Source organism: Streptomyces sp. NPDC048001 (genome assembly GCF_043203115.1).
GTDB classification, from domain to species: Bacteria; Actinomycetota; Actinomycetes; order Streptomycetales; family Streptomycetaceae; genus Streptomyces; species Streptomyces sanyensis.
In genome coordinates this window covers 60,060-73,511 of sequence record NZ_JBIDBN010000018.1, presented here as the reverse complement: position 1 = coordinate 73,511, position 13,452 = coordinate 60,060, and the positions used below count along the sequence as shown (strand labels likewise).

The following is a 13,452-nucleotide window of genomic DNA, read 5'->3' as shown; positions in this document are numbered from 1 at the left end:
GCGGGCCGCCCCCCCCCCCCCGGGCGCGCCCCCCGGCCGCCCGGGCGCCCGCCCCCCCCCCCCACCCCCGCGGGGGGGCGCCCCCCGGGGCCCGGGGGGGCCCCCCCCTCGGCGTCGCCCGCACCGGCGGAGCCGGCGCGGGCGGGCCTTCCTACGGCTCGAACTTGTAGCCGAGACCGCGGACGGTGACCAGGTACCGGGGCGCGCCCGGGTCCGGCTCGATCTTGGCGCGCAGCCGCTTGACGTGGACGTCGAGCGTCTTGGTGTCGCCGACGTAGTCCGCACCCCAGACCCGGTCGATCAGCTGCATCCGGGTGAGGACCCGGCCCGCGTTGCGGAGCAGCATCTCCAGCAGGTCGAACTCCTTCAGCGGCAGGTCCACCTTGCCGCCCGAGACGGTGACCACGTGGCGGTCCACGTCCATCCGCACCGGACCGGCCTCCAGGGCGGCCGGGGCGACCTCCTCCGGCTCGCCGCGGCGGCGCAGCACCGCGCGGATGCGGGCGACCAGCTCCCGCGAGGAGAAGGGCTTGGTGACGTAGTCGTCGGCTCCTATCTCCAGGCCGACGACCTTGTCGATCTCGCTGTCCTTGGCGGTCACCATGATGACGGGGACGTTGGAGCGGCCGCGCAGCTGCCGGCACACCTCGGTGCCGGGCAGGCCGGGCAGCATCAGGTCGAGGAGGACGAGGTCGGCGCCGTTGCGCTCGAACTCGTCGAGCCCCTCGGGCCCGGTGGCCGCCACCGCGACCTCGAAGCCCTCCTTGCGGAGCATGTACGACAGTGCGTCACTGAAGGATTCCTCGTCCTCGACGACGAGCACACGGGTCACGGAAGGACCTCCGGGGCTGGGATCTCGCTGTTCGGATCGGTGTCGTAAGGCCGGTCGTCGCCCTCTTCGACGCGATCCGGTCCGGTGGTGGTACCAGTGGTGCGGTCCCGCGAGGCGCCCGCCTCGGGCAGTCGCAGGGTGAACGTGGAGCCCTGGCCCTCCGAGCTCCACACCGTGACCTCCCCGCCGTGCGAGGCGGCCACGTGCTTGACGATGGCCAGACCCAGGCCGGTGCCCCCGGTGGCCCGGGAGCGCGCCGGGTCGACCCGGTAGAACCGTTCGAAGATCCGCTCGCGGTCCTTCTCCGGGATGCCGATGCCCTGGTCGGTGACGGCGATCTCGACGAACTCGCCGCCGGGCGCGCTGACCCTCCGGGCCGCGATGCCGACCCGGGTGCGGGCCGGGGAGTAGTTGACGGCGTTCTCGACGAGGTTGCCGAGGGCCGCGGCCAGCTTCCCGCGGTTCCCCCATATCCGCAGGCCCGCCGAGCCGCCCTCGGCCATGGTGATCTGCTTGGCGGACGCGGTCTGGCGGGAGCGGTCGATCGCCTCGGCGACCAGCTCGTCCACCGAGACCGGCTCGGAGTCCTCCAGCGGGTTGTCGTTCTGGACCCGGGAGAGGTCGATCAGCTCCTGCACCAGGTTGGTCAGCCGGGTCGCCTCGACCTGCATCCGCCCCGCGAAGCGGGTGACCGCCTCGGGGTCGTCGGCGGCGTCCATCACGGCCTCGGACAGCAGCGAGAGCGCGCCGACGGGCGTCTTCAGCTCATGGCTGACGTTCGCGACGAAGTCCCGCCGGACCGCCTCGATGCGCCGTGCCTCGGTCAGGTCCTCCACCAGCAGCAGCACCAGGCGGGACCCCAGCGGGGCCACCCGCGCCGAGACCGCCAGGGCCTCGCCCCGCCCGGTCCCGCGGCGCGGCAGGTCCAGCTCCACCTGGCGTATCTCACCGTCCCGCCGGGTGTCGCGCGCCATGTGCAGCATCGGTTCCACGGCGAGCTTGCCGCCGCGGACCAGGCCCAGCGCGTAGGCGGCGGAACTGGCCTTGACGACCGAGTCGGACTCGTCGAGGACGACCGCGGAGGAGCGGAGCACGGACAGGACGGTGTCCACACCGGGGGGAAGCACCGCCTCGGTGTGCAGCGAGCTGCGGGTGGGCCGCCGCTGCTCGCGCTCGCTCCAGCGGAACGCCAGCACCGCGATGACGCCGGTGCACAGACCGGCGATCGCTGCGGCTGCGGCGACCGCCGCGTTCACGTCCATGCTCACCAGGTTATGCGTGCTCCCAGGTCGCCTCCCAGCCGAACGGGTGGCACCCCGAACAGTCGTCGCCCAGAGTTCACCGAGGGGAAAGTACCGGTTCATTTGTGGTGGACCGTACGGACCACTCGGGCCCCGAACGTGGGAGCGTGGGGGCCTCGGAGCCCACCCGGACCCCAGTCGCACAAGAGAGGGACACCCCATGCGGGACGCGTACCACGAGGAACTGGACTCGATCGGCGAGGGCCTGGTCGAGATGGCCCGACTCGTCGGGTCGGCGATCGGGCGCGCCACCACGGCCATGCTCGACGCCGACCTGAAGCTGGCGGAGAGCGTGATCGCCGCCGACCAGAAGGTCGACGACCTGCAGCACGACCTGGAGGCCAGGGCCATCGCGCTGCTGGCCCGCCAGCAGCCGGTGGCCACGGATCTGCGGATCGTGGTGACCTCGCTGCGGATGAGCGCGGACCTGGAGCGCTCCGGCGACCTGGCCCAGCACGTCGCGAAGCTGGCCCGGCTGCGCTTCCCCGAGCGGGCGGTCCCGGACGACCTCCACGCGACGATCCTGCAGATGGGACAGCTCGCCCAGCGCCTGATGGCGAAGGCGGCCGAGGTGATCATCACCAAGGACGTCGACCTGGCCCTGCAGCTGGAGCAGGACGACGACGAGATGGACCTGCTGCACCGCACCCTCTTCCAGCACCTGATGGACGACCGCTGGAAGCACGGCATCGAGACGGCCGTGGACGTGACGCTGCTGGGCCGCTACTACGAGCGCTTCGCCGACCACGCGGTGTCGGTGGCGAAGCGGGTGGTCTACCTGGTGACCGGCGAGCACGCGGACGAGCTCCAGCAGCCGACGCCCGTCGAGGGCGCCTGAGGTGTGCGGGCCGGGCCGCGGCCCGGCCCGCACGCCTCGGCCGGTGTCCCCGGGGCGGTCACTGCGAGGAGGTCGGCGACGGTGTCCCGGGACCGGTCGGGGAGGCCGTTCCCGAACCGCCGGGTGAGGCGGTTCCCGAGCCGCTGGGGGACACCGTTCCCGAGCCGCTCGGGGAGGCCCCCGTCGCGGGCCCCAGGCGGAACACGTGGCCGGGGGTGGCGACGGTGGTGATCGCCGTCCCGAGGAGCGTGCTCGGATCCGTGCCCTGGTAGGGGGTGTCGCTGTTGAGCAGCACCACCAGGGTGGCCTTCTCCGCGGGGAGGTACAGCGTCAGGCTCTGGTACCCGGGGATGGAGCCGTTATGGCCGATCCACCCCTGCGCGGTGAACAGGCCGAGCCCGTAGGCGGCGCCGGGGAAGTCCGGGCTGGTCGCCGTCCGGAGGCGCTGCCGCTGCGTCGCGGGCTCGATCAGCGGCCTGCCGGTGGCCACCACCGGCGCCCAGGTCCGCAGGTCCTCCAGGTCGGAGATCATCGCACCCGCGGCGTTGGCGTCGGAGGGGCTCCAGTTCGTGGCGTCCGTCTCCTCCCCGTTCGGGGTCTGCGTGGTGTAGCCGTGGGCGTACGGCTCCGGGATCCGCGCGTTCGTCGGGTAGAGCGTGGCGTTCATCTCCAGCGGCCCGAGCACGTGGTCGCGGAAGTAGTCGGCGAGGCTCTGCCCGCTGACCTCCTCCAGCACCCGCCCCAGCAGCACGGTGTTGGTGTCGCAGTACACCAGGCGGGTGCCGGGGGCGAAGGCGAGCGGGTGCCTGAAGGAGTAGTCGAGCAGTTCCTGCGTGGTGAAGACCCGCTCCGGGTCGGCCTCCAGCGCGGCGACGAAGTCCGGGTCCTGCGTGTAGTCGTAGAGGCCGCTCTGCATCCCGGCGAGCTGGCGCAGCGTGATCCTGTCCCCGTCCGGCACGCCGGGGACGTAGCGCGAGACGGGGTCGTCGAGGCCCAGTTCTCCGCGGTCCACGAGCTGGAGGATGCCCGTGACGGTGAAGGTCTTCGTCTCGCTGCCGATGCGCATGTGCAGATCCGTCGCCATCGGCGCGGAGGTCTGCTTGTCGGCGATGCCGAAGGCGCGCACGTAGTCCGGCTGCCCCTCCCGCCACAGCCCCGCGATGACGCCCGGCACCCCGGCCGTCCGCATCACCTGCCGGATCGCGGCGTCCAGGCGGGCGGCGGTGGCGGTGTCGGTGGCGGTCGGGGAGGACGTCTCCGTCGGGGAGCCGGAAGCGGCGGTCGGCGAGGACAGACGGGTGCCCGCGCTCTCGGTCACCTTCCCGCCGGAGCAGGCCGCCCCCGCGAGCAGGGCTACCGCGGTCGCCACGGACACCGCGACCGCGCGTCGCAGTCGCCGGGGCGCGGCACGGCGTGCGGGGGTGCTGGTCGGCATGGGGGCTCCCAACGGCTCGGGGAGAGTCGGACGGCCGGACGCTCCAGGCCGCCGGTCCGGCGGACGCGTCCGTCGGACTCCCTCCCCCGCGCACCGCCCGGAGGCGCCGACGGCCCCCGGACACCACCACATCGGGTTCCGGCGAGACGGCCGTACGGCGCACAGAACGCCCCTTTGGTCCCGTCACCCCGCCAGGGCCCACGGCAGCGAGAAGCCCCCTGGCCCGCCGCGAAACGGCAGGCAGGGGGCCTCGTCGTGCCGTCGGGCTACTTCTTGCCCTGGTTCTTGACCGCCTCGATGGCCGCCGCGGCCGCCGTGGGGTCGAGGTAGGTGCCGCCCGCGACGAGAGGGCGGAAGTCGGCGTCGAGCTCGTACACGAGCGGGATGCCGGTCGGGATGTTCAGGCCCGCGATGTCCTCGTCGGAGACGCCGTCGAGGTGCTTGACCAGCGCGCGCAGGCTGTTGCCGTGGGCGGCGACCAGGACCGTGCGGCCCGCGAGCAGGTCGGGGACGATGCCGTCGTACCAGTACGGCAGCATCCGCTCGACGACGTCCTTGAGGCACTCGGTGCGCGGGCGCAGCTCGCTGGGGATGGACGCGTAGCGCGCGTCCTCCGACTGCGAGTACTCGGCACCGTCCTGCAGGACCGGCGGCGGGGTGTCGTACGAGCGGCGCCAGAGCATGAACTGCTCCTCGCCGAACTCGGCCAGGGTCTGCGCCTTGTCCTTGCCCTGGAGCGCACCGTAGTGGCGCTCGTTGAGGCGCCAGGAGCGGTGGACCGGGATCCAGTGGCGGTCGGCGGACTCCAGGGCCAGCTGCGCGGTGCGGATGGCGCGCTTCTGGAGCGAGGTGTGCAGCACGTCGGGGAGCAGGCCGGCGTCCTTCAGCAGCTCACCGCCGCGGACCGCCTCCTTCTCGCCCTTCTCCGTGAGGTTGACGTCCACCCAGCCGGTGAACAGGTTCTTCGCGTTCCACTCGCTCTCGCCGTGGCGGAGGAGGATCAGCTTGTACGGTGCGTCGGCCATGCGTAGGAGCGTAATCGACGGCCGCCGAGGCCCGCGCGCCTGCCCGAAGGGCGGACTCGATTGACGGTGGCCGTCAATTCGGTGGTACCCCGAAGACCCACGACCGTAAGGTGCGGGAGCACGTCCACCACTTACACTTCGGGGGGAACCATGTCGGTCGCCGGACTGAGACGCGCGGCCCGCGAGAGCGTCGCCGGCCTCCCCCGGGAGTTCTGGTGGCTGTGGACCAGCACCCTCGTCAACCGGCTCGGCGGCTTCGTCGCCACCTTCATGGTCCTGTACCTGACGATCGAGCGCGGCTACTCCGCCTGCTACGCGGGACTCGTCGCGGCGCTGCACGGCCTCGGCGGGGTGCTCTCCTCCCTCGCCGGCGGGGTGATGACCGACCGGCTGGGGCGGCGGCCGACCCTGCTGCTCGCGCAGACCTCCACAGCCGTCTCCATCGCCGTCCTGGGCCTGGTGCAGGATCCCGCGGCGATCGCGGTGGTGGCGTGCCTCGTCGGGATGGCGAGCAACGCCTCCCGTCCGGCGGTGCAGGCGATGATGGCGGACATCGTGCGCCCCGAGGACCGCGTCCGGGCCTTCTCGCTCAACTACTGGGCCATCAACCTGGGCTTCGCGATCTCGTCCGTGGCCGCCGGGTTCATCGCCGAGTTCAGCTATCTCGCGGGCTTCCTCGGCGAGGCGGTGATGACCCTCGTGTGCGCGATCGTGGTCTTCGTCAAGCTGCCCGAGTCCCGCCCGCCGAAGGAGGCCGCGACGGAGGCCGGGGCGGCACCGGTCGCGGAGGTGGGGCTGCGCGACGTGCTGCGGGACCGGCGCTTCATGGCGGTGGTCGGCCTGTCCTTCCTGCTGGCCACGGTCTTCATGCAGGGCCACACCGGCCTGCCGCTGGCGATGGCCTCGGAAGGGTTCACCAGCTCGGACTTCGGGCTGGTCATCATGGGGAACGGGCTGCTGATCGTGGTGCTCCAGATCCCGGTCACCTGGTTCATCGAGCACCGCGACCCCGGGCGGCTGCTGGTCGTCTCGGCGCTGCTGGCGGGCTACGGCTTCGGGCTGACCGCCTTCGCCGGGTCGATCGGCCTGTTCGCGCTGACCGTGGCGGTGTGGACGCTCGCCGAGATCGTCAACGCCCCGACGCAGACCAGCCTGGTCGTGCGGTTCTCCCCGGTGCACGCCCGCGGCCGCTACCAGGGCGTGTACACCCTGTCCTGGTCCGCGGCCGCCCTGGTCGGGCCGCTGCTGTCCGGCCTCGTGGTGGACCGCTGGGGTCCGGCGTGGCTGTGGGCGCTGTGCGCCGCCATCGGCACGGTGGCGGCGATCGGGTACTGGTTCGTCGTGCGCGGGGTGCCCGAGGTCCCGCGGTCGGCGGACGCGGACGCCCCGGCCGGGAGCCCGGGGCCGGCCCCCGGGGCCGTCTCCCCGGCACCGGTCGAGGCGGCCGTCCCCGGGCAGGTCCCCGCCGCCGCGGAGCCCTGCGAGGGTCCGTGCCGCCGCGACGGCACCGTCGTCTGACCCCGGTCCGGCCCCGGTGACCCGCCCGGCCCGGTGGCGTCCGACCCGCCCGGCCCCGGTGACCGCCCGGCGCCGGCCGCACCGGACCGTGCGCCGCCGTCAGCCGCCGGTGCCGCCGCCCCGGGCCGGAGGGCGGCGGACGCCGGTGCCGCCGCCCTCCGGCCCACCGCCGTCCGCCGCCGGCGCCGTACCGCCGGTGACCCGCGTCCCCGGGTGGCGCAGCGCGAAGAGGAAGGCGACGGCCAGGGCGACGGCCATCCCGCCGAACACCCACTGGTTGGCCTCGGCGAAGTCCGCGCGGACGGCGTCCGCGGCCCGGCGCATCACCGTCGCGACCGGCCCGTCGCCGCTCGGGGTGCTGCCGTCCGGGTGCCCGGTGACCGCCTCGGCCACCGAGCGCCCCACGTCCTCGGCCGTCTCCCGCGGGACGCCGCGGCCCTCCAGGGTCCCCGCCACCCGGTCGGCGGTGGTGTGGGTGAGGATCGTGCCGAAGACGGCGATCCCGACACTGGCGGCGAAGTACCGCACGGTCTGCGTGATGCCGGTGACCTCGCCGTAGGAGGCGTCGATCGCCCGGTTGACGGCGTCCGTGGACGCGGGGGCCAGCAGCAGGCCGATGCCCGCGCCCGCGAGGGCCGCGTACGGCCACTGGTCGTGCATGGACAGGTCGGTCAGCTTCGCCGCCCACAGCGCGAAGCCGACGGCTCCGACGGCGGTGCCGAGCAGCAGCGCCGGACGGGCCCCGCGCTTGTCCAGGATGCGGCCGCCCCACTGGGAGGCGAGCCCGAAGCCGATGAAGAAGTACAGCAGGTACAGCGCGGCTTGGTTGGGCGAGGCGCTGAGCGAGACCTGGGCGTACACCGAGGCGAAGAAGAACACGGGGACGAAGGCCAGCATCGCGAAGAACAGGACCAGGTTGTCCGTGGCGAACGCCCGGTCGCGGAAGACGCTCAGGGTGATCAGCGGCTGCTCGGTGCGCAGTTCGTAGCGGAAGAAGACGGCCAGCACCGCGAGGCCGACGGCGATGCAGGCCCAGGTCGCGGCGCTGCCCCAGCCCCAGGCGGACGCCTGCTGGAGGCCGAGCACGCTCAGGCCCATGCCGACGGCCACCAGGACCGCGCCCGGCACGTCCAGCCGCCCGGGGCGGCGCCGGTCGGGGATGCGGGCCAGCGCGGCGAGCACCAGGGCGACGGCGGCGACGGGCACGTTGACCCAGAACACCGCCCGCCAGGTCCAGGCGGTGAGCCAGCCGCCCAGCAGGGGGCCGAGGGCCGTGAGCGCGCCGGAGAGCCCGAAGAACAGGGCGAGCGCCCGGCCGCGCCGCTCCACCGGGAAGACGTTGACGACGACCGCCAGGGCGGCCGGGAACATCAGGGCCGCACCGAGCCCCTGGGTGGCGCGGAAGGCGATGAGCCAGGGCTGCGCCACGTCGCCCGAGGGGACGAAGCCGCAGAGCGCGGAGGAGACGACGAAGACGAGCGTGCCGGCGACCATCGTCCGGCGGTGCCCGAGGAGGTCGGACAGCCGGCCGCCGAGGGCGAAGAAGGCGGCCAGGGCCAGCAGGTAGGCGTTGACCACCCACTGCATCCCCGAGGCGGAGAGGCCGAGTTCGCCGATGATGCTGGGGGCCGCGATCGCCACGATGGTCTGGTCGATGAAGGTCATCGACACCGCGCACAGCATGGCGGCGAGAGCGAGCGTCTGGTGCGGCGCTCCCGGGGCCGCCGTCCGGGGCCCGGGGTCCGCGGGGGACCGTGTTGTGCCCATGGCACGAGTCTGACCCCGCCTCGGGGGCCCCGCACCTCTGCTGCTCCTGCGCGGCCCGCACCCAGGAGGGGAGCGCCCCGCACCCTCGGGGCCGGGGGCCGTCAGTCCTCGGAGCGCCGCGTCAGATGCGCGAAGGCCTCCAGGTTGCGCGTCGACTCGCCGCGTGAGATGCGCCAGGCGTGCTCGCGGCGGATCGCGCTCGCGAAGCCGAGTTCCAGCAGCGGGTTGAAGGCGCTGTCGGCCGCTTCGAGGACGGAGCCGAGCAGCCTGTCCAGTTCCTCGGGTGCGACCACCGACAGGGGGAGCCGGCCCGTCAGGTAGACGTCGCCGAGGGCGTCGACCGCGTAACCCACCCCGTACAGCTTGAGGTTGCGCTCCAGCAGCCAGCGGTGGACGCCCTCGGCGTTCTCGTCGGGGCGGCGGATGACGAAGGCGTTGACGGAGAGGGAGTGCCGGCCGATCCGCAGCGAGCAGGTCGTCGACAGCTTGCGCGTGCCGGGGAGGGTGACGACGAACGTGCCCGGGGCCGGGCTCTCCCACTCCAGCCCCGCGTCCTTCAGGGTCTGTTCGACGACCCGTGCCGCCTGCTCCACGTCAGCCATGCAGGGAGCGTACGTCAGCGGTGGAGGGACCGCGTGCGGTGGCGGTGGTCGTACATCGCGGCCGCGTACACGTCCGCCGTGGCCGCCGCGGCGGTGCCCCAGCCGAAGGAGCGCGCGTGCCGGGCGGCGGCGGCCCCCATCCGCTCGCTGCGGGCGGGGTCGCGGGCGAAGGGGGCCAGGGCGTCGGCGTAGTGGGCCGGGTCGTGGCCGGGCACCAGGAAGCCGGTCTCCTCGTCGCGCACCGCCACCGGCAGGCCGCCGACCGCGGCCGCGACCACCGGGGTCCCCGCCGCCTGCGCCTCGATGGCCACCAGGCCGAAGGACTCGCTGTAGGAGGGCATGACCAGCACCGACGCGGCCCGGAACCAGTCCGCGAGCTGCTCCTGGCCGACCGGGGGGCGGAAGTGCACGACATCCGCGATGCCGAGGCGCGCGGCCAGCTTCTGGAGCCCCTCGGGCCTGGCCAGTCCGCTGCCGCTCGGGCCGCCGACCACGGGAACGTGCAGACGGCCGCGCAGGGACGGCTCGCGCTCCAGCAGGACGGCGACCGCGTGCAGCAGGACGTCGGGGGCCTTCAGCGGCTGTATGCGGCCCGCGAACAGGGGCACGAAGGCGTCCCGGGGCAGCCCGAGCCGGGCACGGGCTGCGGCCCGGCCGTCGGCGGGGCGGAAGACGTCGAGGTTGACGCCCGGGTGCACGACGGCGGTCTTCGCCGGGTCGGCGTCGTAGAAGCGGGCCAGTTCGTCCGCCTCCTCGGCCGTGTTGGCGATCAGCCGGTCCGCGGCCGCGACGATCTGCGTCTCGCCGATGACCCGCGAGGCCGGTTCGGGGGTGTCGCCCTCGGCGAGGGAGGCGTTCTTCACCTTGGCCATGGTGTGCATGGCGTGCACGAGGGGCACCCGCCACCGCTCGGCCGCGAGCCAGCCCACGTGGCCGGAGAGCCAGTAGTGGGAGTGGACCAGGTCGTAGTGGCCGGGCCGGTGGCCTGCCCAGGCCCGCATCACCCCGTGGGTGAAGGCGCACAGCTGGGGCGGCAGGTCCTCCTTGGCGAGCCCCTCGTAGGGGCCCGCGTCGACATGCCGGACGAGGACGCCGGGCGCGAACTCCACGACGGGCCGCAGCCCCCCGGTCGTGGCGCGGGTGAAGATCTCCACCTCGATGTTGATCGCGGCCAGGCGCTTGGCGAGTTCGACGATGTAGACGTTCATCCCGCCCGCGTCGCCCGTTCCCGGCTGGTGCAGGGGCGAGGTGTGGACGCTGAGCATGGCCACCCGGCGCGGCTTGCGGTGACCGCCGGGGAAGCGCAGGCGGGGGGCCATCCGGGCGCTGCCGAGGCGGGAGACGTACTGGCTCACGTCGGCGGTCCTCTCACTGCGGGCACGACGATCTGCGGGACTGGCTCTCGTCTCGCACGCCTCACAACAGCGGAGGGTCATCGTCCATTTCCGCGACCGGGTCGTTTTGCCAAATCATTACCCGGGGCGGGCGCGTCCAGGTGCGTACCGGACCGGTCCGGAGGCCCGACCGGGCTCCGCCTCCGCCGCGCACGGGGCCCGGGGCTCCGGTCACCCCCGGCCGGTCGGCGCGCGGCGCCGGCCACGACGCCCCCGCCCGGCGGGCCCCGGTCACCCCCGGCCGGTCCGGCAGCGCGGCGAGGCGGGCGCGCCAGCCGCCGCGCCCGCCGGGGGGCCAGGAGGCAGGCCGTACCCTCGGAGCCATGAACCGCCCCGTCGGCACCGCCACCCGCGGGACGACCAACCCCAACCGCCTGCGCAGGATGGACCGCTGGATCGCCGCCGTCCACGGCGCGGCGCTGCGCCGGAGCGCCGCGCCGCCGATCGCCGTCGACCTGGGGTACGGCGCCGCCCCGTGGACGGCCGTCGAACTGCTCGGCCGCCTGCGTACGGCCGACCCCCGCTGCCGGGTCGTCGGCGTCGAGATCGACCCCGCGCGGGTGGCCGCCGCCGCGCCGTACGCGCGCGAGGGCCTGAGCTTCCGCCACGGCGGCTTCGAGATACCCACCGAGCGGCGCCCCCTGCTCGTCCGGGCGGCCAACGTGCTCCGCCAGTACGGCGAGGACGAGGTGGCAGCGGTCTGGGAGCGGCTGTGCGCCCGCCTCGCACCCGGCGGCCTGCTGGTGGAGGGGACCTGCGACGAGATCGGCCGGCGCCACGTCTGGGTGGCGCTCGGCCCGGAGGGACCGCGGACGGTCACCTTCGCCACGCGCCTCGGTTCCCTGGACCGGCCCTCCGACCTGGCCGAACGCCTGCCGAAGGCGCTGATCCACCGCAACGTTCCGGGCGAGCCCGTGCACGCCTTCCTGCGGGACTTCGACCGCGCCTGGGCGGCCGCGGCGCCCTACGCCCCGCTCGGTGCCCGGCAGCGATGGATCAGGGCGGTGGGCGACCTGGCCGCCGACTGGCCGCTGACCGGCGACCGGCGGCGCCGACGGCAGGGGGAGGTCACGGTGGCCTGGGGGGCCCTCGCCCCGGCCCGCTGACCGCCGCGGCCTCTCCGCCCCGGCCTCTCCGCCCCCTTTCCCCGGAACGGGGCCGGGCGCCCGTACGGGTGAACAGGCGCGATCCGGGAACGCCGGGAGCCGCCCGCTCGTCAGTGAGGTCGGGCGACGAGGGAGCGGACCGGGTGCCTGCGCAGCAGGAGCCGGCGGGGTGCGGGGAATCCACAGGAAACGAACGGGCGAGGGCCCTGTCGCTTTGCACGGCGCCGTGGCACTATCACGGACGTCACACAGAAGTTACTGACGGTTAATCAGTTTTTTGGGGTGGGCGCTTGCCCGGAGGGGGAGTCGTGATTCGACGCCGCATCGCCACTGCCGCCGCGATCGCCGTGGTCGGCGCGGTGACCGCGCTGACCGTACTCGCGGCGCCGGGGCAGGCCGTCGCAGCGCCCGAGCCGCAGCCGCCCGCCTCCGTCACGGTGCCCGGGGAGATGGCGCCTCCACCGCCGGGCGAGTCGCTCGAAACCGTGCGCCTGAAGCTCGAAGAGCTGTACCGCAAGGCCGCGTCCGCCACGGACGCCTACAACCTCGCCGAGGAGCGCACCGGGAAGCAGGCCGCCGAGGTGGTGCGGCTGGCGCAGCGGATGGCCGCGGGACAGGCCCGCCTGGCCGATCTCAAGGAGCGTGCGGGCGCCGCGGCCCGGGCGCAGTACCGCGGCGGCGGACTGCCCCCCGAGGCCCAGTTGGCGCTCACCGACGACCCCCGGCTCTTCCTCGACGGCCTGGGCCGCATCCAGCAGGGCCACAAGGCCACCAAGGACCTCATCGCGGAACTGACCAGGACCCAGGCCGATCTGACGTCCTACAGCGAGAGCGCCAGCGCCGAGTGGGGCAAGCTGGAGACCAACCGGCTGAAGCGGGACAAGGCCCGCAAGGAGATCGAGACCAGGATCGCCGAGGCGCGGGAGCTCGAGGACAGGCTGGAGCAGGAGGAGCTGGCACGGCTCCTCGAACTGGAGCGCCAGGCCCAGGACCGCGCACAGAGCCGATGGCTCGACTCCGGCATCCTCAAGGAGATCAGCGGCCGGGCGAGCGAACAGGGCCGCAAGGCCATCGACTTCGCCACCGACCAGATAGGCAAGCCCTACGTCTGGGGCGCGGAGGGGCCCGGGTCCTACGACTGCTCCGGACTGACCTCGCAGGCCTGGGCGGCGGCCGGCCGCACCATCCCCCGCACCTCCCAGGAGCAGTGGCGGCTCCTCCCCCGGGTCCCCCTCGGGGAGATGCGCCCCGGCGACCTGATCATCTATCACGACGACGCCAGCCATGTCGGCATGTACGTGGGCAACGGCTCGATCATCCACGCGCCCCGCCCCGGGCGCCATGTCACCCTCGCCGGAGCCGGGTCGATGCGGATCCTCGGAGTGGTCCGCCCGGACCGGTAACCCGCCTCCCGGGCGGGCGGGCGCCGGGGCGTCACGGTCCACGGCCCGGGCGCACGTCCCACCCGGCACCCCGGGCGCACCACCGGCAGCCCCTCCCGGTCCACGTGAGTTGCGACACGTGCCACATGGGGCCAAAACGGGCACGCCGGAGGGTGCCGGGTGACCTTCGTCATGATCGGGCGGTCAACTACCTCCCCATGCGCGGCATATGCCAGCGCCTCTTCACCGGTC

11 protein-coding genes are annotated in these 13,452 nt (G+C 74.0%); 4 read left to right on the top strand and 7 right to left on the bottom strand.

Going from position 1 to position 13,452, the window contains the following annotated elements; all coding sequences use genetic code 11:
- Window positions 1–151 precede the first annotated feature (151 nt).
- Complete coding sequence (locus ACGF15_RS27455) at window positions 152–832, bottom strand: response regulator transcription factor (RefSeq protein ID WP_256524216.1); 681 nt, start codon at window positions 830–832, stop codon at window positions 152–154.
- Entirely contained in the window at window positions 829–2,094 is a 1,266-nt protein-coding gene (locus ACGF15_RS27450) for an ATP-binding protein (protein WP_345613718.1), read from the bottom strand. Before ACGF15_RS27450 ends, ACGF15_RS27455 begins: the two co-directional genes overlap by 4 nt.
- 199 nt (window positions 2,095–2,293) lie before the next feature.
- On the opposite strand from ACGF15_RS27450, the gene phoU reads away from it, so the two are divergent.
- On the top strand, window positions 2,294–2,971 hold the full coding sequence (gene phoU / locus ACGF15_RS27445) for a phosphate signaling complex protein PhoU (protein WP_256524218.1): 678 nt from the start codon (window positions 2,294–2,296) through the stop codon (window positions 2,969–2,971).
- Window positions 2,972–3,029: 58 nt separating this feature from the next.
- Here phoU and ACGF15_RS27440 read toward each other — a convergent pair whose 3' ends face one another.
- Entirely contained in the window at window positions 3,030–4,406 is a 1,377-nt protein-coding gene (locus tag ACGF15_RS27440; RefSeq protein ID WP_362615672.1) for a serine hydrolase domain-containing protein, read from the bottom strand.
- A 266-nt stretch (window positions 4,407–4,672) separates the two neighbouring features.
- Window positions 4,673–5,431, bottom strand: a complete 759-nt coding sequence (locus ACGF15_RS27435; RefSeq protein ID WP_392802797.1) for a phosphoglyceromutase — start codon at window positions 5,429–5,431, stop codon at window positions 4,673–4,675.
- A gap of 150 nt (window positions 5,432–5,581) precedes the next feature.
- Here ACGF15_RS27435 and ACGF15_RS27430 point away from each other — a divergent pair, with 150 nt between their 5' ends.
- A complete protein-coding gene (locus ACGF15_RS27430) occupies window positions 5,582–6,949 on the top strand; it encodes an MDR family MFS transporter (RefSeq protein ID WP_392802794.1) in 1,368 nt (455 codons plus the stop codon).
- Between the two features lie 99 nt (window positions 6,950–7,048).
- Here the strand turns inward: ACGF15_RS27430 and ACGF15_RS27425 are convergent, their stop codons facing one another.
- The 3 genes from ACGF15_RS27425 to mshA form a co-directional block, all read right to left on the bottom strand.
- Window positions 7,049–8,716, bottom strand: coding sequence for an MFS transporter (locus tag ACGF15_RS27425; protein ID WP_392802791.1), 1,668 nt, complete (start codon window positions 8,714–8,716; stop codon window positions 7,049–7,051).
- 101 nt (window positions 8,717–8,817) lie between these two features.
- Complete coding sequence (locus tag ACGF15_RS27420; RefSeq protein ID WP_345613729.1) at window positions 8,818–9,318, bottom strand: YbjN domain-containing protein; 501 nt, start codon at window positions 9,316–9,318, stop codon at window positions 8,818–8,820.
- Window positions 9,319–9,332: 14 nt separating this feature from the next.
- Entirely contained in the window at window positions 9,333–10,673 is a 1,341-nt protein-coding gene (mshA, locus tag ACGF15_RS27415; RefSeq protein WP_392802787.1) for a D-inositol-3-phosphate glycosyltransferase, read from the bottom strand.
- A 362-nt stretch (window positions 10,674–11,035) separates the two neighbouring features.
- Between mshA and ACGF15_RS27410 the strand changes: the two genes are divergently transcribed.
- Together ACGF15_RS27410 and ACGF15_RS27405 are read left to right on the top strand one after the other, a co-directional pair.
- Window positions 11,036–11,818 (top strand): class I SAM-dependent methyltransferase, encoded by a 783-nt coding sequence (locus tag ACGF15_RS27410; protein WP_392802784.1) that lies wholly within the window; start codon window positions 11,036–11,038, stop codon window positions 11,816–11,818.
- A gap of 308 nt (window positions 11,819–12,126) precedes the next feature.
- A complete protein-coding gene (locus ACGF15_RS27405; protein WP_392802781.1) occupies window positions 12,127–13,221 on the top strand; it encodes an NlpC/P60 family protein in 1,095 nt (364 codons plus the stop codon).
- Window positions 13,222–13,452 lie beyond the last annotated feature (231 nt).

Coding starts and splice junctions, on each gene's coding strand:
- ACGF15_RS27450 (WP_345613718.1), bottom strand. CDS start 2,094: ATGGACGTGAACGCGGCGGTCGCCGCAGCCGCAGCGATCGCCGGTCTG.
- ACGF15_RS27410 (WP_392802784.1), top strand. CDS start 11,036: ATGAACCGCCCCGTCGGCACCGCCACCCGCGGGACGACCAACCCCAAC.
- ACGF15_RS27425 (WP_392802791.1), bottom strand. CDS start 8,716: ATGGGCACAACACGGTCCCCCGCGGACCCCGGGCCCCGGACGGCGGCC.
- ACGF15_RS27430 (WP_392802794.1), top strand. CDS start 5,582: ATGTCGGTCGCCGGACTGAGACGCGCGGCCCGCGAGAGCGTCGCCGGC.
- ACGF15_RS27440 (WP_362615672.1), bottom strand. CDS start 4,406: ATGCCGACCAGCACCCCCGCACGCCGTGCCGCGCCCCGGCGACTGCGA.
- ACGF15_RS27420 (WP_345613729.1), bottom strand. CDS start 9,318: ATGGCTGACGTGGAGCAGGCGGCACGGGTCGTCGAACAGACCCTGAAG.
- ACGF15_RS27435 (WP_392802797.1), bottom strand. CDS start 5,431: ATGGCCGACGCACCGTACAAGCTGATCCTCCTCCGCCACGGCGAGAGC.
- phoU (WP_256524218.1), top strand. CDS start 2,294: ATGCGGGACGCGTACCACGAGGAACTGGACTCGATCGGCGAGGGCCTG.